Origin of the sequence: Clostridium sp. B9, assembly GCF_050509515.1 — a bacterium.
In the GTDB taxonomy this organism is placed as follows: domain Bacteria; phylum Bacillota; class Clostridia; order Clostridiales; family Clostridiaceae; genus Sarcina.
Genome location: NZ_JBNWKA010000003.1, coordinates 1,940,900 through 1,962,199, shown reverse-complemented (window position 1 = coordinate 1,962,199; position 21,300 = coordinate 1,940,900). Strand labels below are relative to the sequence as shown.

Here is a 21,300-nt window from a genome sequence, read left to right as displayed (position 1 = left end):
AGACAGTATGAAAAGAATATGCTTGCAAATTTTATTAAATAGTTATTTTGATATAACTCACCAAAATTTCTGCCTTTAAGGCTATGTTTTTATAAATTTCCAATTAAAATTTAGTTTCTGTTTTAAGTGAGGATTGATTTTTAGCTATATATTCAGACCTAACTTAATTTCGCAAAGAGTTTCTATTGTCTATTCCAGAATAATAGCTAAAGTTCAGAACTCCCTTCGGTCTAATGCTATTATTCCATATACAATGAAACTCTAATGCTCATTAAGATAGTTTTTCATCTATATCTAGAAATCAACCACAATTTAAAACATAGCCTAAATTTTAATAATGTGTTGATATGTAATTCAAAAGGTATTTAATATTCTTGATATTCTCTTGGGATATCGCCTACAAAATCTCTTCCACTTAAAACTATGAACCAAAATGCTATAAATGCTATAAATGAGAATATTATTCCTAAAATAGTCATAAATAAGCCAAATCCAAAGTTTCTAAGTATTTTATAGAATACTATTATACCAAGAATTACATTAACAAATGGGACAATATAAAGTAAAAAATACCAATAAGACAATCCTGCTAAGTGTAATAATTGTAATTCACCAAGTATAGGGAAAAACATCATCCATGCATGTTTTAAATTAGCTCTCTTAGCCATAACATAACTAGGGTATAGTCTTATTAGATAAAATATAAAGGCTATTAATACACTTGAGTTGCTAAAAGAATATAATTCGTTAAAATAAGCCATAAATATCACCTCCTTTACTAAATTATATCATAAATCCCAAGAATGAGTTTTTATTTAGAGTGTCGTTGATTTCTATCTATATCCCATATCATACATTTTTAAAGTCACTAAATATAATATTTGCACAAAAGCATAAAAATATAACAATAATAAGATTACCCTAAAGAAAAAATTAACATTACTTATAAAGTAATCTAAACAGAATTTATTGAAAAGATATAAGGAAAAAATAAAGGAAAGTTGAAAAAAAGTCTTTGTCTTACGATTAAAATCTATATCAATTTCATCAGAGAGATCTCTTATATCCCAAAAGAAAAGTATTTTATTTATAAGTGATATTTTTTTCATTTTATAGCCTCCTTTTTACGGATTATATATAGTTAAAGCAAAGTACCATACTCATACTTATGTCAGTATGGTACTTTAAATATAATTTCTATTTAGAGGATATACATAAATTTGCAACACCTGAAATCAAGTCTTTTATTACTTCAAGCTGACATATCTCTTCAAAGTAATATTCCTCTTCATAATCATAGTCATCAAACTTATGCAATAGAAAAACCTTTTGATTCTTTTTAAGAAAAATTCTACAAACCCAACGTCTTACATTGTTTCCTAACTGTATAGCTAAATATTTATCAGTCTTCTTATAGAGTATCTCTTCATCTACCTCTATTAAACCAGCTATAAAATCTAACATCTCTTTTTCATCTTTAGTAATTTCATTTTCAATGCTTTTAGGTTTTACAACTTCTTTATTGTTAGCTATAAGAGAAGGCTTTTCTAAATTTCCCATTTCTATAACTGTATTCAACTTATCTCTTAGTAGTTCATTTATATATTCGTTAAATGAGGTTTTAACAAGAACTCTAAACTTGTCCATAACAGCTTGAGTTTTTACTCCTGAATAAACCCCTTTGTTGAGAATAGCCTTAATAAATTGATCTGTAGGTTCTGAAAGTTGTTCTGCCAACACATTTTTTATCATGGCAGTATATTTTAGTTCAGAAGCACTACAAAGAATGTCTTTTAGGTTAAAAGCTTCTTTCTGAAATCTCTTTAGTTCTGGTATTAAAGACTCATTAATATCAAGTAGGTTTATCTCTAAAAATGGTATATTATCCATCTTATTAACCTCTTCAAGATCAGAATAAAATCTATATATTACTCCATTAGTCAATATTCCAAACTTAGCTTTGGTAACTGAAAAATATCTTAGCAACTGATTTATATGCTTATTATTAAGCTGAGTACCACAAGATTTCACCTCTATAATTATCATAGGTTCATTATCCTTTAGTATTGCGTAATCAACCTTTTCACCTTTTTTTGTACCTACATCTGTTGTGTATTCTGGCACAAATTCCAAAGGATTAAAAATATCATATCCAAGTAGCTGAAAGAAAGGTAAAACCAAACTAGTTTTGGTGGCCTCTTCAGTTGCTATACTATCCTTTAGAGTATTTATTTTAATTGTAAATTGTTTTAATTCTTCATTTAAATCCATAATATTCTCTCCTTAAACTTTAATCCCTTTTACTATAAATTTGTAATTTAATATCTATAAGAATAGAATACCACTTTACCAGTTATTATCCAATTGTTTTGCTTCGTTAACCTTCTTAATTAAAAAATTCATATTAAAAAATTCTATCTTTTAATATGAATAATTTTTATGATATAATAAAAACATTAATGTTTTTTTATTTTGGAGGAACTGAAATGACAATGGAAAATAATAAAGAAAAAAAACTCTTCTATATTGGTACTTATGGATGCCAAATGAATGAGGAAGATTCAGAAAAATTATCAGGGATGTTAAAGTCTCAAGGTTATGAGAGAACAGAAGAGAAGGAAGAAGCTTCTATAATAATATTTAACACTTGTTGTGTGAGAGAAAATGCTGAGAATAAAGTTTTTGGTAACATTGGACAGCTTAAAAAATTAAAGAGAAAAAATCCTAACTTAGTTATTGCTATATGTGGATGTATGATGCAACAAATAGGTATGCCAGATAAGGTTTTAAAAACTTACCCTTATGTTGACATAATATTTGGAACTCACAATGCACATAAATTCCCAGAGTATTTAAACAGAGTTCTTCAAGAAGGAGTTCAAGTTAAGGAAATCTTAAATAAAGAAGAGGGAATAGTTGAAGGTTTACCTATAGATAGAAAGAGTGATGTTAAAGCATTCGTTACTATCATGTATGGATGCAACAACTTCTGTACATACTGCATTGTTCCTTATGTTAGAGGAAGAGAAAGAAGTAGAAAATCAGAGGATATCATAAAAGAAATAGAAGAATTAGTATCAAAAGGATACAAAGAAATAACTCTATTAGGTCAAAACGTAAACTCATACGGAAAAGGCTTAGAAGAGGATATAGACTTCGCTGGTCTTTTAAGAAAGGTTAATGAAGTTAAGGGAATAGAGAGAGTTAGATTCATGACTTCTCACCCTAAAGATTTAAGTGATGATGTAATCACAGCTATAAAAGAGTGTGATAAGCTTTGCGAGCAGGTTCACTTACCAGTTCAAAGTGGATCATCAAGAATATTAAAAGAGATGAACAGACACTATGATAGAGAATACTACTTAGATTTAGTTAAGAAAATAAAATCTGAGATTCCAGATGTTACTTTAACAACTGACTTAATCATTGGATTCCCTGGAGAAACTGAGGAAGACTTCCAAGATACATTAAGTCTTTGTGAAGAGGTTGGATATGATTCAGCATTCACATTCATATACTCAAGAAGAAATCACACTCCTGCTGACAAGATGGAAAATCAAATTCCAGATGATATAAAACATGAGAGATTTAACAGAGTAGTTGAAGCTATCAACAAAAAGGTTATATTAAAGAACAAAGAGTATGAAGGTAAAGTAGTTGAAGTTCTTGTTGAAGGACCAAGTAAGAATGATGAAACTAAATTAACTGGAAGAACTAGAAATGGTAAATTAGTTAACTTTGCTGGAGACATAAGCTTAGTTGGAGAATTAGTTAATCTTAAAATAGTTAGAGCTCAACCATTCTCATTAATCGGAGAAATAATAGAGAAGTAATTTTATCATAAATTATATAACTATAGTATGTAAAACTTATAAATACTATTCCGAAAATTCTTAGTAAACCTAATAATTCTCGGAATATGTTTATAAGTTTTTTTCTTTGAAATTCAGTCTATTTTAAACTGGTGTTGATTTTAGATAGATTGGAGGTATAAGTTCAAAATACAAAATTATAAATTTTGATTTTCACTTAAAATTAAGTAGGTCTGAAGGGCTAGCTAAAATCAACACTAATTAAAATAGTTCTTGTAAGCCTCTAAAAGTTCATCTCTGAATTTAGGGTGAGCTACATTTATTAATGCCTTAGCTCTTTCCTTCAAAGTTTTTCCTCTTAAATCTGCTATTCCATACTCAGTTACAACATAATGCACATCATTTCTAGAGGTTGTAACAGCTGCTCCATAATCTAATCTTGGAACTATCCTAGAAATTGTTCCTTTTGAAGCAGTTGAAGGAATAGCTATTATTGATTTTCCATCTTCACACATACTAGTGCCCCTTACATAGTCAACTTGCCCCCCAACACCACTGAACTGTTTACCACCTATGGATTCGGAGTTTATCTGACCAAAGAGATCAACCTGTATGCAAGAGTTAATAGAAATCATTTTATTATTTTTAGCTACAGTTATAGGGTTATTTACATAATCAACGGGATACATTTCTATTACAGGATTGTTATTTACAAAATCATACAGTTTTTTTGTACCCATAATGAATGTAAGAACTATTTTATTTTTATGAATGCTTTTCTCCTTGTTATTTATAACCCCCATGTTAAATAGGTCTACAATACCATCTGATACCATTTCTGAATGTAATCCTAAGTTCTTTTTGTCATGTAGGAACATTAAAACAGCGTCTGGTATAGAACCTATTCCTAGTTGAAGAGTTGAACCATCTTCAACTAAGCTTGCACAATATTCCCCAATAGCCTTTTCAACATCATTAATAGGCTTTGGTGGAAGTTCTGGAAGAGGATAATTAACTTCTACAATATAATCTATATCAGATACATGTATGAAATTATCTCCTAAAACTCTTGGCATATTAGGATTTATTTCTGCAATAACAAGCTTTGCACATTCAGAAGCTGATTTTGTATAGTCACAAGATGTACCATAACTACAATATCCATGTTCATCTGGTGGGGATAATTGAAGTAAACATACATCAACTTGCAAGTAATCCTTCTTAAATAATCTAGGAATTTCAAAGAAGAATGATGGAGTATAGTCAGCAAAACCAGATTGAACAGCTGCTCTAGTATTTGAATTCACAAACAATGCATTGTGTTTAATATGTCCTTCCATTTCTTTTTTGACATAATCACCTTTACCTAAAGATACTAAATGAAGTATTTCTAAGTTTTCAAATTTCCCATAATTAAGAACAAGTTCATCTAACAAAACCTTTGGCTCTGCAACAGCGTGACCTGTTACAATCCTTGAATTAGAACGTATTTTACTGATGGCTTCTCTAGCAGTCACTTTTTTATTTTTATAAAGTTCCTCCCAGTTCATAATCCCTCCTAATAAAAAAATAGCTTCTTAATAAATTAATATGTTTGTTTTGGGAATAATATAATTTATACTTCACAAAAGTTAGTTGCACGAACAATATTATATTAATAAGAAAACAATGTTCATACATTATTAATATGTGATGAATTAATGAAATTTTTCTTGCAAATATAAAATGCAAGAAGAATTTAAAATAAATTGCATTTTTTCTTTAAAAACACTTGAAATTTATGAAAAAGTGCAATATAATTTAATCATAAATTTCATTTCGGCAATAACCAAAGAGGGGGATATATTATGAAAATACCTTGTTCAATGATGACACAACATCCGGATAATGTAGAAACATACGTTTCAATACAAGAAGAGCCGGCTGAAGCAATAAAAGGATTAACACCACAAAGCGAAGGTGGTTTAGGAATAGAAGAAGTTATGATAGATTTTGAAGGAAAATTAACTCCTTATCATCAAACTTCACAAGTAGCACTTGGATTAATAGGAAAAGGAATAATTCCTGGTAAGGATGTTAGAGTAACTCCTAGAATACCAAATGCTAATAAAGAATCTGTTTTTAGACAGCTTATGAGTATAATGTCTATAATAGAGACAAATGTACAATCAAAAACATTAACAGGAATTCCTGCTATATCAGAGGTTGTCGTTCCAATGATAGAAACAGGTAAGGAAATTTCGGAATTTCAAGATAGGGTTAACTCAGTTATAGATATGGGGAATAAAAACTATGAAACTAAGTTAGACTTAAATGGCGTTAGAATAATACCACTAGTTGAGGATGTCCCTGCACTAGTAAATATAGATAAAATTTTAGATGAACATTATGAAATAGAAAAGAGTAAAGGTAACGTATTAAAAGACCTTAGAATAATGATTGCAAGATCAGATACTGCTATGTCTTATGGACTTATTTCAGGAGTATTATCAGTACTTATGGCAGTAGATGGAGCATATAAATGGGGAGAGAGAAATGGAGTTGAAATAAATCCAATATTAGGATGTGGTTCACTTCCATTTAGAGGTCACTTCTCAGAAGAAAATATAGAAGAAATAATTGCAACATACAGCGGAATAAAAACTTTCACATTCCAATCAGCTTTAAGATATGATCATGGTGAGGAAGCAACTAAGAGAGCGGTAAATGAATTAAAAGAAAGAATTGCTGATTCAAAGCCAAGAAACTTATCAGAAGAAGATAAAGATTTAATGAAAGAGTTTATAGGAATATGTTCAAAGCATTACCTACATACTTTCTTAAAAGTTATAGATAAGGTTTCCTTTGTATCTGACTTCATTCCTAAGAATAGAGATAGATTAACAAAAGCTAAAACTGGATTAGAGTATAATAGAGAAGTAGCAAACTTAGATAATGTAGCAGATTTAGTTAAAGACGAGGTCTTAAAACAAGAAATTCTTAGCATAGATAACTCAAAAGAATATGCAGTTCCAAGAGCAATATCATTTACTGGAGCTATGTATACATTAGGAATGCCACCAGAACTTATGGGTATGGGTAGAGCATTAAATGAAATAAAAGAAAAGTATGGCCAAGAGGGAATAGATAAGCTTCTTGAAATATACCCAATCTTAAGAAAAGACTTAGCATTTGCTGCTAGATTTGCAAATGGTGGAGTATCTAAGAAGATAATAGATGAAGAGGCTAGACAAGAGTACAAAGAAGACATGAGATATGTAAATGAAATTCTTAACCTTGGATTAGACTATGACTTCTTAAACGAAAATGAATTCTACCATACTTTATTAAAAACAACTAAGCCTATAATTATGCACTTAATGGGACTTGAGGAAAATGTAATGCGTAATAGTACAGAAGAACTTAAAATCCTAAATGAGTGGATAGTAAGAATGGGTAAAGTAAGAGGAAGTATAGGCTAAAATTAAAATTGAATGGGTAAATTTATTATAAATAATCTAAATTTACTCATAAAAAAGCCAATAAACATATTTTGAAGCTAATAAATATGAATTAAAAAGGTTGCAAAAACATCTTTTGTTAATTAATTAGATTAACAAAAGATGTTTTTATTTTTCGAATAAGTGGCTATTTGTTAAGTTAGTTTTTATTGAATTTTAGAAAAGATTATATTAGTAACTGAACATAATTAATTAGAGAATTATTTGTTAATTTTATAGGAAAACCTAACTGAAACAAGTTTATTTTTAAAATTATAACTAGATTAACTATATAATTTTAAATTATGATATGCATCATAGTCTTAATTAAACTTTATTGTTATTATTAAGTCATTGAGAAGAAACACACGAGGTGATTGAGATGATTTTAGATTATGATAAAGTATTAAACGATAATAGTATTAGTGGTGAAGTTCAAAAAATATTAAATGATTATGATTTTAAAGATAAGGATATAAAGAAACGTAAAGAGGTTTTAAGAAAAGAAATAAATGAATTAAGTAATTTAGAATTGTGGGAATTAGAAGAGTTTAAATTACAAGATACTTATTTAGGATCTTTTGATGTAGCTTGTGAAGAGGTTGCAAATGCAATTATAGATTACTTAATAGATGAAAAGGCAATTATGAGTTTAGTAGCTGAAGGGTTTATTTATCCAGTTACAATGAAGGATGCTAATTTTATAAGTAAAAGATTAAAAATGGAATATGAGAATAAGGAAACTTATGATAACATAGAAATTTTTACTGTTCCATATAGACATTTTAGAAAGATATAGTAAAGAGCGCTTTATAGTGCTTTTTATTTTTTTACTTAAAATTCTCAATTAGTCACATAATGGAATTGGAATTTTTAGTAAATGTTTTCAAGGAAAATTTTATGTTTTTTCTATTTATAAATTATTAATTAAATGAAAATTTTAGCCTTTTATTATTTATATTATTTAAAAAAGAAGGTAGAATTTAAATGATTAAACTATAATTGATTTAAATTTTAACAATTTTCAAAAAGAAATTTTAGCAAAGATTATTGAAATCGATTATCAACTGCTTTACATTTCTTCTGGAATGTGTTAAATTTAAGTTGATAAAGATTTTCAATTAAGAAAGAGGGGATATACCATATGTTTAAACAATGGGAAGGTTTTAAAGAAGGAACTTGGCAAGAAGGAATTGACGTAAGAAACTTCATACAAAAAAACTATACTGCATATGAAGGCGACAAAGAATTCTTAGCAGGTACTACTGCAAAGACTGATGCTGTTTTAGCAAAAGCTCAAGCATTAATAATAGAAGAGATAGAAAAAGGAATTATTGATGTAGCTACAGATAGAGTTTCAGGTATAGATAAATATGAGCCTGGATATTTAGATAAAGATAACGAAGTTATCGTTGGTTTCCAAACAGACGCTCCACTTAAGAGAATAGTAAATCCTTATGGTGGAATGAGAATGGTTGAAAGTTCTTTAAAAGAATATGGATATGAGTTAGATAGCGATATAAGAGAGCACTTTAACGCTTATAGAAAAACTCATAACCAAGGTGTTTTCCACGCATATTCAGCTAAGACAAGAGCTGCAAGATCTGCTGGTCTTTTAACTGGTCTTCCAGATGCTTATGGTAGAGGAAGAATCATAGGTGACTATAGAAGAATAGCTCTTTATGGTATAGATTATTTAATAGAAGAAAAGAGAAAAGATTATGATAATATATCATTTGAAAGCGAAGGATCAGTTGAAGAGTACATTCAATTAAGAGAGAATGTTTCAGAGCAAATTCAAGCTTTAAATGAAATGAAATCAATGGCTTTAAAATATGGTTTTGATATATCTAAGCCAGCTGCAAACGCTAAGGAAGCAGTTCAATTCTTATACTTTGGATATTTAGCTGCAGTTAAAGAAAATAACGGAGCTGCAATGTCATTAGGAAGAACTTCAACTTTCTTAGATATCTTCATAGAAAGAGATCTTCAAGCTGGAGTTATAACTGAATTAGAAGCGCAAGAGTTAATAGATCAATTCATAATCAAATTAAGATTAGTAAGACATTTAAGAACTCCTGAGTACAATGATTTATTTGCTGGAGACCCAACTTGGGTAACTGAAGGTATTGGTGGTATGGGTGTTAATGGTAAGCCATTAGTAACTAAAAACTCATTCAGATATCTTCAAACTTTAATTAATTTAGGACCTGCTCCAGAGCCAAACATGACTGTATTATGGTCAGATAGATTACCAGAAGGATTCAAAAAGTTCTGTGCTGAAGTATCAATCAAAACTGACTCAATCCAATACGAGAATGATGAGTTAATGAGACCAATGTACGGAGATGATTACTCAATAGCTTGTTGTGTATCAGCAATGCAAATTGGTAAGCAAATGCAATTCTTCGGAGCTAGAACTAACTTAGCTAAAGCTTTACTTTACACTATAAACGGTGGAGTAGATGAGAAATCAGGAAAAGTTGTAATTCAAGGATTAGAGCCAATAACTGATGAAGTTTTAGATTATGAAAAGTTAAGAGCTAACTACGATAAAGTTTTAGAATATATTGCAGACCTTTATGTAGATACAATGAACGTTATCCACTACATGCATGATAAATATGCTTATGAAGCTGGACAAATGGCTTTACATGATACTCATGTAGGTAGATTAATGGCATTCGGTATCGCTGGTTTATCAGTTGTAGCTGACTCATTAAGTGCCGTTAAATTTGCTAAAGTTAAGCCAATAAGAGAAAATGGAATAGCTGTAGATTTCGAAATCGAAGGTGACTTCCCTAAATACGGAAATGATGATGATAGAGTTGATGACTTAGCTGTTGAAATAGTTAAGAAATTCTCAGATGAGCTTAAAAAGCACCCATTATATAGAGGAGCTAAGCACACATTATCAATTTTAACAATAACTTCAAACGTAGTTTACGGTAAGAAGACTGGTTCAACTCCAGATGGAAGAAAAGCTGGTGAAGCATTTGCTCCAGGAGCTAACCCAATGCACGGAAGAGATAATAGCGGAGCTTTAGCTAGCTTAAACTCTGTTGCTAAAATCCCTTACTGTGAAGTTTGTGAGGATGGAGTTTCAAATACATTCTCAATCGTTCCAGATGCTTTAGGTAAAGAAGAAAATTCAAGAATAGACAACTTAGTTGCTATTATGGATGGTTACTTCAAGCAAGGAGCTCATCACTTAAATGTTAATGTATTTAACAGAGAAACTTTAGTTGATGCTATGGATCACCCAGAAAAGTATCCAACATTAACAATCAGAGTTTCAGGTTATGCAGTTAACTTCAACAGATTAACTAGAAAACAACAATTAGAGGTTATAAGCAGAACATTCCACGAGTCTCTATAATCTTATATAATAAGAGTGTATAAGGTTGCTTAAAACCTATAAATATATTCCGAAAATTACTAGATTTCACTAAAAATTTATAGTTATTACTCCGGATATATTTCTAAAGCTTCGAAACTTAAGTGAAAGCCCAAATTTTAATTTGGATGCTTGAACTTATGCAATCGAACAGAGTGAGAGTGTATTCATTAGAAGAATTACAGTCTCAGCTTCTTAACGAAATATATCCTACGTAATAACTTAAATTCTAAAGTTCATCTAGATATTTTCTTCATTATATTTATAAGGTTTAATTAAGCAAACACTTTATACACTCTTTTTTAGAATATTTGAAATTAGGAGGAACAGCAAATGGTTAAAGGAAGAATACACTCATTAGAATCAATGGGATTAGTTGATGGACCTGGTATTAGATTTATAGTATTTATGCAAGGGTGTGGTATTAGATGTGCATATTGTCATAACCCAGATACTTGGTGCAAAGATGGTGGTACTGAATATACTCCAGAAGAACTTGTTGCTAAGATAAAAAGATATAGAACATATTTTGAATCTTCAGGCGGTGGAGTTACTTTTTCAGGTGGAGAGCCTCTTCTTCAACCAGAGTTTTTATTAGAATGTTTAAAGCTTTGCAAAGCTGAGGGAATACATACTACTATAGATACTGCTGGTGTTGGATTAGGAGATTATGAAGAGATATTAAAATATGTGGATCTTATATTATTTGATGTAAAAGAAACTGATCCTGAAAAGTATAAAAAATTAGTTGGAGTTCCCATTGATAAATCTTTAGAATTTTTAGAGGTAGCTCAATCTATGAATAAGAAAATGTGGATAAGACATGTTGTTGTTCCAGGATATACTGATAATAAGGAAGATTTAACAAGAATTAAAAACTTTATAGATAGACTACATAACGTAGAAAAGGTAGAACTTTTACCTTATCATGTTTTAGGAGTAAATAAATATGAGGTTTTAAATATTCCGTACAGATTAGACGGCGTTGAGCCTTTAGATAAGAATTGGCTAAAAGAAATGGAAAAAGAACTTTTTAATTAATGTAGAATATAAAGTTTTGTTTTAAACTAGTGGCGTTTTCTAGCTATATCTTCAGATCTAACTTAATTTCACAAAGAGTTTCTATTGTTTATTTCAGAGTAATAGCTAAAGCTTTTAAACTCACTGCGTTCGAACAGAAAAAGCTTCTTAACGCTATTACTCTTCCATAAACAATGAAACTCTAATTGCTCATTAAGATGGTCTTTCATCTATATCTAGAAAACACCACACTCTTTAAAACAAAATTAGATTTAAAAAGTTATTTTGGTAAAAATGTATTGAATTAAAATATAATAAATAATTAAGGGGAGTATTCAGTCTTTCTAATAGTAGGTGTAGATAATAAGTTGGTTAATATTATTTATAGCTTGGGTTAGAAAGTTATTTAATGCATCCCCTTTTTTATTATCTTAAAAATATGTTAAAATGATTAGTATGACATAAGATAATATTCATAAATTTACAGATTAAATGGAGGTACTTAGAATGGCTTTAACGCCCATGATGAGACAATATTTTGAAATAAAAGAAAACTACAAAGACTGTATACTATTTTTTAGACTTGGAGACTTCTATGAGATGTTCTTTGAGGATGCAGAAACTGCTGCTAGAGAGCTTGAGTTAGTTCTTACTGGTAGAGATTGTGGTTTAGAGAAAAGAGCACCTATGTGTGGTATTCCATTCCATGCATCTAATTCATATATAGGAAGATTAGTATCTAAAGGATATAAGGTTGCTATCTGTGAGCAAGTTGAGGATCCTAAGGTTGCTAAAGGAATTGTTAAAAGAGATGTTATAAAGGTTATAACTCCTGGAACATATACAGATTCTTCATTTGTTGAGGAAACTAAGAATAACTACATAATGACTATTTTCGTTGATGAAGCTAGGAATAAGTGTTCTTTAGGAATTACAGATATATCTACTGGGGATTTCTTAGCTACAGAGGGCGAATTAGAAAAAGGAGTAATTTTAGATGAGATATCTAAGTTTAACCCTAAGGAGATAATTCTTTTAGACTCTATAAATCCAGAGCTTATAAGAGAAATTACATTAACTACTCCTGCATTAATAAGTAGAAAACCACTTTCATATTTTGAAGAAGAGGTTGAAAGCACATTAGAAGAGCAATTTGGAGATAAGACTAATACTTTAAGCTTAATGGTTAAAAAAGCAAGTAATGCCTTAGTTAAATATATATTAGATACTCAAAAAATAAGCTTAACTAATATAAATGATATAGAAGTTTATAGCTTAGTTGACTTTATGACAATAGATTTAAGTTCAAGAAGAAACTTAGAGCTTACTGAAAACTTAAGAGAAAAAAGCAAGAAAGGTTCTCTTTTATGGGTTTTAGATAAAACTGAAACTTCAATGGGAAGCAGAATGCTTAGAAGATGGATAGAAGAACCTTTAGTTAATAAAGAGAAGATAAATTTAAGACTTAATGCAGTAGAAGAACTATTCTCTGATATATCTTTAAATGATTCTTTAAAGGAAGCTTTACATGATATATATGACATAGAGAGAATACTAGGTAAGATTTCTAATAAAAATGCTAATGCTAAGGATTTAATGGCCTTAAAAACTTCTATAGGAAAAATACCTAATGTTAAATCAGTTATAGAAAACTGTAGTTCTAATCTTTTAAAGGATTATCATAATAACTTAGATGATTTAAAAGATATATATGACCTTTTAGATAGGGCTATAAAAGAAGATCCATCATTAACTATAAAAGATGGAGATTTGATAAAAGATGGATTTAATGGGGAAATAGATGAATTAAGACTTGCTAAGACTAACGGTAAGGATTGGATATCTAACTTAGAAAATAGAGAAAGAGAATTTACTGGAATTAAATCTTTAAAAGTTGGATTTAATAAGGTTTTTGGATATTATATAGAAATTTCAAAGGCTAACTATTCTTCTATTCCAGAAGGAAGATATATAAGAAAGCAAACCCTAGCTAATGCTGAAAGATTTATAACTCCTGAGCTTAAGGAAATAGAGGAGAAACTTTTAGGTGCTAGTGAAAAACTTTGTGCCTTAGAGTATGAGATTTTCATAGAAATAAGAAATGAAGTTGAGAAGCATATAGATAGATTAAAAACTACTGCTAAAATAATTGCAGAGTTAGACTGTGTAAGTAACTTAGCTTTTGTGGCTTTAGAAAATGACTTTATAAAACCAGAGATAACAGAAGGTGGAGATACTAATATAGAGGATGGAAGACACCCTGTTGTTGAAAAAGTTATACCTAAAGGAGAATTCATTCCAAATGATACTCTTATAAATAAAGAGGATAACCAACTTCTTATAATAACAGGACCTAACATGGCAGGTAAATCTACTTACATGAGACAGGTTGCCATAATCACTTTAATGTGTCAAATAGGTTCATTTGTTCCAGCTAGTAAGGCTAAAATAAGTATTGTTGATAAAATCTTTACTAGAATAGGAGCTTCTGATGACTTAGCTGGTGGTAAAAGTACATTTATGGTTGAGATGTGGGAAGTTTCAAATATTCTTAAAAATGCTACAGAGAACAGCTTAGTTCTTTTAGATGAAGTTGGAAGAGGAACTAGTACTTATGATGGATTAAGTATAGCTTGGTCTGTTATAGAGTATATATGCAAAAATAGGGATTTAAGATGTAAAACATTATTTGCAACTCACTATCATGAGTTAACTAAGTTAGAAGGAGAAATTCCTGGAGTTAAGAATTACTCAGTAGCAGTTAAGGAAGTTGATAATAACATAATATTCTTAAGAAAGATTGTTGAAGGGGGAGCTGACCAGTCTTATGGTATAGAGGTTGCTAAACTTGCTGGAATTCCAGAGGATGTTATCTCTAGAGCTAAAGAGATACTAGCTACTTTAGAAGGTGAATCATCTCAAAACGAACTAGAAACAATCATAAAAGAAAGTAAAACTTCTTATGAAGAGGTTAAAACTATAGAAGAAAATTCTATAAAAGAAGAAATAGTAGAAGATGTTGCTATTGAAACTACTATAGAAGAAACTCTAGAACTAGATAAAGCAGTTTCTAAAAAAGCTAATAAAAATAAAAATCAAGACGACCAAATGCAATTAGATTTCACAAGCTTAGAAAAGGATAATCTAATCAAAGAACTATCAGAGGTTGATATAATGTCATTAAATCCTATGGATGCTATGAACAAGTTATATAACCTAGTAAGAGAAGCTAAGAATTTATTGTAGTTTATTTTTAAATTTTAAATATATTTAACTCAACTTTAAATTAGTTTTGATTTTAGATAGAACCGTAAGACTATTTTAATGAGTAATTAGAGTTTCATTATATATGGAAAAATAATAGCGTTAAGAGACTTTTTAATATGAAGCACATTTTCTCTACGTTCAAATGTGTAAGTTCAAGATACCAAATTGAAAATTTGGACTTTCACTTAACCGTAGCGAGTTTAAAAGTCTTAGCTATTATTTTGGAATATATAATAGAAACTCTTTGCGAAATTAAATAAGTCTGAGGGGCTAGCTAAAATCAAAATTTCTTAAAAAGAGTCAAAAAGCTAATTTTGTTTAGAAGGGAGTTGAGAGGATTTTTGAATAGAATAAATATTTTGAATATAGATACTGCTAATAAGATAGCAGCTGGGGAAGTTGTTGAGAGACCCTCTTCTGTTGTTAAGGAATTAGTTGAAAACTCCTTAGATGCAGGAGCTAAGAATGTAACCATAGAAATACAAAATGGTGGAGAAACACTTATTAAGATAATAGACGATGGAAATGGAGTTCATCCTGATGATGTAGAAAAAGCATTTAATCCTCACGCTACAAGTAAGATAAAAGATTCTTATGATATTTTTAGTATAAACACCTTAGGTTTTAGAGGAGAAGCATTACCTAGTATAGCCTCCATATCTAAGATTAACTTTAAAAGTAAAATTGAAGAGGAAGCCTTAGGGAAAGAGCTTATCATTTCTGGTGGAGAAAAAGAATCTTTAATGGATTGTCCATTAAACAAGGGAACTCAAATAGAAGTTAGAGATTTGTTCTTTAATGTACCAGCTAGAAAGAAGTTCTTAAAAACTACTGCTAGAGAAAGCGCCATAATTAGTGATTTGGTTAATAGACTATCTTTGGCTAATCCAGATGTAGCCTTTAAGCTATTTAATAATAACAAGAAAGTATTACAAACTTACGGAAATGGAAAGCTTATAGATGTTATAAGAACAATCTATGGAAAAGCTACTGCTGAGAATGTAATATACTTTGAAGATCATAAGGATACAGCTTCTGTATATGGCTTTATAGGAAACGATACTTTAGCTAGAGCTTCTAGAAATAATCAAAGTCTTTTTGTTAATAAAAGATATGTTAAAAATAGAAGTTTAACTGTAGCTGTTGAAAATGCCTTTAGATCATTTAACGTAACAGGGAAGTTTCCTTTCTTTGTATTATTCATAGATACTTATCCAGAGCTTATAGATGTAAATATACATCCTACTAAATCAGAAATTAAGTTTAAGGATGAAAGATTTATCTTTAAAACAGTATTTGATGCTGTTCACTCTGCTATGAGGGAATATGTTAAGGATACATTTACTCTGCCAGAAGAGGAAGAGAAGAAATTTGAAGAACTAAAGGTAGAAGTAATACAGGAAAGTTTAGATAAAGAGATAAGTACTTTAGAAAAACTAAAGGAAAATGTCTATCCTAGAATTACTGAGGAAAGAAAGGTTGAAAAATCATATTCATATAATGATCCATTTTCAAAACCTGCTTCTGAAAGTAAAACTGAGGTTTCAATACCTGTTGATTTAAAAAGCGGACTTTCAAACACCTCTTCAGAAAAGGATACTATAGAAACTTCAAAGATTAAATCAGAGTATAAAGAATTTACTTATGAGCCTGTGTTGATTAAAAATGAGATTAAACCAGAAGTTAGGGAAGATTTTTCACATATTTCTAATAAAGGATTTAGTGATGAAAAGCCTTATTCTTCACCAGCTTCACTTCAACCTCAAGAAAGAAATGCTTTAGTAAATAACAAAGAGGTTTTGAGTGATAATTATAAAGCGAATGCTTTTAATACTAATGAGAGTGTTTTAAACAAAGTAGACTGTGATGAAGTGGAAATTAAGAGTGAAGAAAGGGAGCCTTCTATCAATACTCCTGTATATAGAGAAGCTAAGTTTCCTAAGCTTAAGGTTATAGGACAGTTTAATAAGACTTATATATTAGCAGAGCATGATTCTATACTATACTTAATAGACCAACATGCAGCACATGAGAAGATACTTTTTGAAAAGTATTCTAACTCTATAGCTAATAAGCAAGTTGAAATTCAACCTTTAATGGTTCCTTTGGTTGTTACATTACCTATGGAAGAATATCTTTATTATGATGAGAATAAAGAGATATTCGAAAAGGCAGGATTTAAGATAAGTGATTTTGGAGATACTTCTATAAGAATTGAAGAGGTACCATACTTTTTAGATAAGTTAAACCCAACTGACCTTATAACTTCTATGATAAATAACCTTAAGAAAATGGGTAGTGGAGAAACTGTAGAGGTTAAATACAATAAGATAGCATCAATGTCATGTAGAGCGGCAGTTAAGGCTAATGATGTTTTAAGCATATTAGAAATGGATAACTTAATAGAGGACTTAAGATATATTCATGATCCATTCCATTGTCCACATGGAAGACCAACTATAATAAAATTCACTAGCTATGAATTAGATAAGAAATTTAAAAGAATAACTTAAGGAGAAACAGTTTAAATGAATAATGATTTACTTATTATAGCAGGACCAACAGCGGTAGGGAAAAGTGACCTTTCTGTTGATCTTGCTAAGAAGTTAAACGGGGAGATAATCTCTGTTGACTCTATGCAGATTTATAAATACATGGATATAGGTTCAGCTAAAATATCAGAAGAGGAAATGAATGGTGTTCCTCATTATTTAATAGATTTTGTTGAACCAGAGAAGGAGTTTAGTGTAGCTGAGTTTAAAGAGCTTGCTACTGAAAAAATTAAAGATATTCAAAGTAGAGGAAAGCTTCCTATATTAGTTGGAGGTACTGGCCTTTATATAAACTCAATAATCTGTGATATGAACTTTGCAGAAAGTGATAAGGATGAAGAGTATAGAGAAGAGCTTGAAAAGATAGCTGAAGAACATGGGAATGAATATTTACATGAAATGCTTAAAGAGATAGATCCTGAAAGTTATGAAACAATACATTTTAATAATAGAAAAAGGGTTATAAGAGCTTTAGAAACTTATAAGTTAACAGGAAAGCCTTTCTCATCTTTCAAAGCTAAGAATAGTATTTATAAAACTTCATATAATATATATTATTATGTACTTAATATGGATAGAGCTAAGCTTTATGAGAGAATAAATAAGAGGGTTGATATCATGTTCCAAAAAGGCCTTCTAGAAGAGGTTAAGAAATTAAAAGAAATGGGACTTACAGATGATATGCAATCTATGAAGGGGATAGGATATAAAGAGGTATTATACTATTTAGATAATAAGATATCCTTAGAACAGTGTGAAGAGATGATAAAGCAAGGTAGTAGAAATTATGCTAAGCGTCAACTTACATGGTTTAGAAAGGATCCTAGAGCCATATTTATAGATAAAGACCAATTCTCTTCTGAAAAAGAGATTTCTGCCAAAATTATTAATGACATAATAAAATCTTAGGTTTATAATTAAACTATACTATAATTTATGGAGGGCAATATGATGAATAAGTCAATCAATAACCTACAAGATATATTTTTAAACAATGCAAGAAAAGAAAGAATACCAGTAACAGTTTTCTTAGTAAATGGTGTTCAATTAAAGGGTATAGTTAAAGGGTTCGATAGTTTTACAGTAGTTTTAGATAGTGATGGAAAGCAACAGCTTGTTTACAAACATGCTATGAGTACAGTATCACCAGCTAGACCTATTTTATTTAATAATACACAGGTTTCAGATAATTAAAAATATATTTGAAAATAGGTAAGCCTTATTGGTTTGCCTATTTTTTTTGTATATGTTAAGATTTATAAATGTACGAATATTTAATAATGCGGGGGTATAATAATGCTTAATGCAACTATAGAATTACTAAAAGAAAAATACGGTTTCACTGATGAAACTTTAAAACTTTACAATCAAGCTATAAATGATGTAGAAGAAGAGTTTAAGATATATGACGAAATAAGAGAGTTTAACCAATTAAAAGTTCTTAAAGCTTTCCAAGAAGAAAGAATTTCAGATAATCATTTCACTAACTCAACTGGATATGGTTATGGAGATGTTGGAAGAGATACTTTAGACTTGGTTTATGCAAGAATATTTAATGCAGAGAAGGCTTTAGTTAGACCTCACTTTGTAAATGGAACTCATGCTTTAGGTACTGCTTTATTTGGTAACTTAAGACCAGGAGACACAATACTAGCTGTTACTGGAAGTCCATATGATACATTACATAGTGTAATAGGTATAAGTGGAGAGGAAAACATAGGGTCATTAAAAGAGTATGGAGTTAACTATAAGCAAGTAGATTTAGTCAATGGAAAGATAAACATAGAAAAAGCTTTAGAGATGATTAAAGAAGATGATTCAATAAAACTTATACATATGCAAAGATCAACTGGTTATGGATGGAGAAACGCATTCCAAGTTAAAGAGTTAGGAGAAGCTATAAAGGCTATAAAAGAATTAAGAGAAGACTTAATAGTATTTGTGGATAACTGTTATGGTGAATTTATAGATGTTATAGAACCTACAGATGTTGGTGCAGACTTAATAGCTGGTTCATTAATAAAAAATATCGGTGGAGGAATTGCTCCAACTGGTGGATACATAGTAGGTAAAGAGAAATATGTAGAACAAGCTTCTTATAGATTAACAGTACCTGGTATAGGGGCTGAGTGTGGATGTACATTTGGAGTTATGAAAGATTTCTACCAAGGATTATTCTTAGCACCACATATAGCTATGGAAGCTTTAAAAGGAGCTATCTTCTGTGCTAGAATCATGGAACTTGCTGGATTTGAAGTGTTACCTAAATACAATGATAAGAGAAGTGACATAATTCAAGCTATAAAATTCAATGATAAAGAAAAACTTATAAAATTCTGTAAGGGTGTTCAATATGCATCACCAATAGATTCATTTGTTGAGTGTGAACCATGGGCTATGCCAGGATATTCTGATGAAGTAATCATGGCAGCTGGAGCATTTATTCAAGGTTCATCAATAGAACTTTCAGCAGATGCACCTATAAGAGAGCCATACATAGCTTACTTACAGGGTGGTTTAACATTTGACCATGCTAAAATTGGAGTTTTAATAGCTTTAAACAACGTAGTTAAGTAATAAACTACTATCTTATTTTAAGTAAGTGTTACTATGTTCTAATGGTTAACTTAATTTTATATAGCATATAGAAAGTGATACTAATTAAAAAAAATACTTTATTTAAGACACTTTAGCTTTTTTAGTCTAAGGTGTCTTTTTATTATGGATAAAAATCCTTTTGTGTTATATAATTTAATTGTAAATATTACGTATTACAATTTTAAAATACATAAAGTATTACAAATAGAAAGAGGTTTTAAAAATGGAAGAGAGCAAGAATAAAGAATTAAAGGTAAAAAGCTTCAGAGTTACTGAAGAAACTTTCGATAAATTTAAAAAGATAGCATCAGACGAGTTTGGAAATCAAGGACAATGCTTAGATGCTTTGATATCACTTTATGAAATGGAGAACTCTAAATCCACCTTAATAGAGAGAAAATTAGAGATAGAATCATTCCAAGACTATTTAAATAAGATAAACCAGCTATTTTTAACGTCATTACAAATGAGTGAGGATGCAGGCAAAAGAGCAGAAGAGGCCTTTGTAAAGAAGATGTCTATTAAAGACACTACTATAGAGAGATTACAAAGAAGAGAAGAGGAGTTCATAGAAAAAGAAAAGAAACTAAAAGAGGAGACTAAAGCTTATAAAAAAGAAACAGAAGAGTTAAGAGAATCTGTAGTAACCTTAGAGAAGGATAAGAGCACTTTATCTCAACTAGTTTCAAGAAACTATGACCTATTAGAGAAAAACAAGGAAGAAATTGCTTCTTTGAAATCTTTAGAACATTTAAAAGAAGATAATTTAAAGTTAAAAGAGGCTTTAGAAGAGGAAAAAGAAAGCAGAAGAGAGTGTGAAACAATTTTAAAAACCAAAGAATTAGAGAAAAACTCTCTTGAGGATAAGATGAATTTCTATATAGAAAAAGAAAATTCTTATAAAGAAGAGGTGGAATCATACAAAAAGCTTATAGAAGCTATGAGAAAGGATCACAAGAAGGAATTAGAGCTTTTAGAGGATAAATACTCTAAGATGATAGAAAAAGAGTCTGAGAAGCTTAGGAAAGCATTTGAGGATAGATTGGAATTAGAGAAGAGAAGTCTTGAGCTTGATATAAAGACATTAAAACATGAGAAAGAGGTTCTTGAGAGCCGAATGAAAGCTTAACTTAGTAAGAGATTTCATTCTAAAATAGTTATTTATTTGAATAGAG

Annotated in this window: 15 protein-coding genes; 11 read left to right on the top strand and 4 right to left on the bottom strand. The window is 29.9% G+C overall.

Annotated features, from left to right (window positions below; translation table 11 throughout):
* Positions 1-365: 365 nt before the first annotated feature.
* The 3 genes from ACQZHJ_RS08865 to ACQZHJ_RS08855 form a co-directional block, all read right to left on the bottom strand.
* Positions 366-761 (bottom strand): DUF5684 domain-containing protein, encoded by a 396-nt coding sequence (locus ACQZHJ_RS08865; protein ID WP_430485194.1) that lies wholly within the window; start codon positions 759-761, stop codon positions 366-368.
* A gap of 72 nt (positions 762-833) precedes the next feature.
* Positions 834-1,109 carry a hypothetical protein gene (locus ACQZHJ_RS08860; protein ID WP_430485193.1) on the bottom strand — a complete coding sequence of 92 codons (276 nt, stop codon included), beginning with the start codon at positions 1,107-1,109 and terminating at the stop codon, positions 834-836.
* 88 nt (positions 1,110-1,197) lie between these two features.
* Positions 1,198-2,271, bottom strand: coding sequence for a type I restriction endonuclease (locus ACQZHJ_RS08855; protein WP_430485192.1), 1,074 nt, complete (start codon positions 2,269-2,271; stop codon positions 1,198-1,200).
* A gap of 215 nt (positions 2,272-2,486) precedes the next feature.
* Between ACQZHJ_RS08855 and miaB the strand changes: the two genes are divergently transcribed.
* On the top strand, positions 2,487-3,833 hold the full coding sequence (miaB, locus tag ACQZHJ_RS08850) for a tRNA (N6-isopentenyl adenosine(37)-C2)-methylthiotransferase MiaB (protein ID WP_430485191.1): 1,347 nt from the start codon (positions 2,487-2,489) through the stop codon (positions 3,831-3,833).
* 236 nt (positions 3,834-4,069) lie between these two features.
* On the opposite strand, the gene ACQZHJ_RS08845 is transcribed toward miaB, so the two are convergent.
* Positions 4,070-5,362: an acetyl-CoA hydrolase/transferase family protein gene (locus ACQZHJ_RS08845; RefSeq protein WP_430485190.1), complete on the bottom strand. Its 1,293-nt coding sequence runs from the start codon at positions 5,360-5,362 to the stop codon at positions 4,070-4,072.
* Between the two features lie 297 nt (positions 5,363-5,659).
* On the opposite strand from ACQZHJ_RS08845, the gene ppcA reads away from it, so the two are divergent.
* From ppcA to ACQZHJ_RS08795, 10 genes are all read left to right on the top strand, one after another.
* On the top strand, positions 5,660-7,273 hold the full coding sequence (gene ppcA / locus ACQZHJ_RS08840) for a phosphoenolpyruvate carboxylase (protein ID WP_430485189.1): 1,614 nt from the start codon (positions 5,660-5,662) through the stop codon (positions 7,271-7,273).
* A gap of 400 nt (positions 7,274-7,673) precedes the next feature.
* Positions 7,674-8,090 carry a hypothetical protein gene (locus tag ACQZHJ_RS08835; RefSeq protein WP_430485188.1) on the top strand — a complete coding sequence of 139 codons (417 nt, stop codon included), beginning with the start codon at positions 7,674-7,676 and terminating at the stop codon, positions 8,088-8,090.
* 345 nt (positions 8,091-8,435) lie between these two features.
* Positions 8,436-10,670, top strand: coding sequence for a formate C-acetyltransferase (gene pflB, locus ACQZHJ_RS08830; protein ID WP_430485187.1), 2,235 nt, complete (start codon positions 8,436-8,438; stop codon positions 10,668-10,670).
* A 351-nt stretch (positions 10,671-11,021) separates the two neighbouring features.
* Positions 11,022-11,729: a pyruvate formate-lyase-activating protein gene (pflA, locus tag ACQZHJ_RS08825; protein WP_430485186.1), complete on the top strand. Its 708-nt coding sequence runs from the start codon at positions 11,022-11,024 to the stop codon at positions 11,727-11,729.
* 486 nt (positions 11,730-12,215) lie between these two features.
* On the top strand, positions 12,216-14,954 hold the full coding sequence (mutS, locus tag ACQZHJ_RS08820) for a DNA mismatch repair protein MutS (protein WP_430486879.1): 2,739 nt from the start codon (positions 12,216-12,218) through the stop codon (positions 14,952-14,954).
* 362 nt (positions 14,955-15,316) lie between these two features.
* A complete protein-coding gene (gene mutL / locus ACQZHJ_RS08815; protein ID WP_430485185.1) occupies positions 15,317-17,488 on the top strand; it encodes a DNA mismatch repair endonuclease MutL in 2,172 nt (723 codons plus the stop codon).
* A 15-nt stretch (positions 17,489-17,503) separates the two neighbouring features.
* Entirely contained in the window at positions 17,504-18,436 is a 933-nt protein-coding gene (gene miaA / locus ACQZHJ_RS08810; protein WP_430485184.1) for a tRNA (adenosine(37)-N6)-dimethylallyltransferase MiaA, read from the top strand.
* 42 nt (positions 18,437-18,478) lie between these two features.
* Complete coding sequence (gene hfq / locus ACQZHJ_RS08805; RefSeq protein WP_430486878.1) at positions 18,479-18,721, top strand: RNA chaperone Hfq; 243 nt, start codon at positions 18,479-18,481, stop codon at positions 18,719-18,721.
* A 102-nt stretch (positions 18,722-18,823) separates the two neighbouring features.
* Complete coding sequence (locus tag ACQZHJ_RS08800) at positions 18,824-20,104, top strand: aminotransferase class I/II-fold pyridoxal phosphate-dependent enzyme (RefSeq protein WP_430485183.1); 1,281 nt, start codon at positions 18,824-18,826, stop codon at positions 20,102-20,104.
* Positions 20,105-20,348: 244 nt separating this feature from the next.
* A complete protein-coding gene (locus ACQZHJ_RS08795; RefSeq protein ID WP_430485181.1) occupies positions 20,349-21,254 on the top strand; it encodes a hypothetical protein in 906 nt (301 codons plus the stop codon).
* Positions 21,255-21,300: the final 46 nt, after the last annotated feature.

Bases quoted from the DNA above. Each gene is read 5' to 3' on its own strand.
- ACQZHJ_RS08865 (WP_430485194.1), bottom strand. From the start codon at position 761: ATGGCTTATTTTAACGAATTATATTCTTTTAGCAACTCAAGTGTATTA.
- ACQZHJ_RS08860 (WP_430485193.1), bottom strand. From the start codon at position 1,109: ATGAAAAAAATATCACTTATAAATAAAATACTTTTCTTTTGGGATATA.
- ACQZHJ_RS08855 (WP_430485192.1), bottom strand. From the start codon at position 2,271: ATGGATTTAAATGAAGAATTAAAACAATTTACAATTAAAATAAATACT.
- miaB (WP_430485191.1), top strand. From the start codon at position 2,487: ATGACAATGGAAAATAATAAAGAAAAAAAACTCTTCTATATTGGTACT.
- ACQZHJ_RS08845 (WP_430485190.1), bottom strand. From the start codon at position 5,362: ATGAACTGGGAGGAACTTTATAAAAATAAAAAAGTGACTGCTAGAGAA.
- ppcA (WP_430485189.1), top strand. From the start codon at position 5,660: ATGAAAATACCTTGTTCAATGATGACACAACATCCGGATAATGTAGAA.
- ACQZHJ_RS08835 (WP_430485188.1), top strand. From the start codon at position 7,674: ATGATTTTAGATTATGATAAAGTATTAAACGATAATAGTATTAGTGGT.
- pflB (WP_430485187.1), top strand. From the start codon at position 8,436: ATGTTTAAACAATGGGAAGGTTTTAAAGAAGGAACTTGGCAAGAAGGA.
- pflA (WP_430485186.1), top strand. From the start codon at position 11,022: ATGGTTAAAGGAAGAATACACTCATTAGAATCAATGGGATTAGTTGAT.
- mutS (WP_430486879.1), top strand. From the start codon at position 12,216: ATGGCTTTAACGCCCATGATGAGACAATATTTTGAAATAAAAGAAAAC.
- miaA (WP_430485184.1), top strand. From the start codon at position 17,504: ATGAATAATGATTTACTTATTATAGCAGGACCAACAGCGGTAGGGAAA.
- hfq (WP_430486878.1), top strand. From the start codon at position 18,479: ATGAATAAGTCAATCAATAACCTACAAGATATATTTTTAAACAATGCA.
- ACQZHJ_RS08800 (WP_430485183.1), top strand. From the start codon at position 18,824: ATGCTTAATGCAACTATAGAATTACTAAAAGAAAAATACGGTTTCACT.
- ACQZHJ_RS08795 (WP_430485181.1), top strand. From the start codon at position 20,349: ATGGAAGAGAGCAAGAATAAAGAATTAAAGGTAAAAAGCTTCAGAGTT.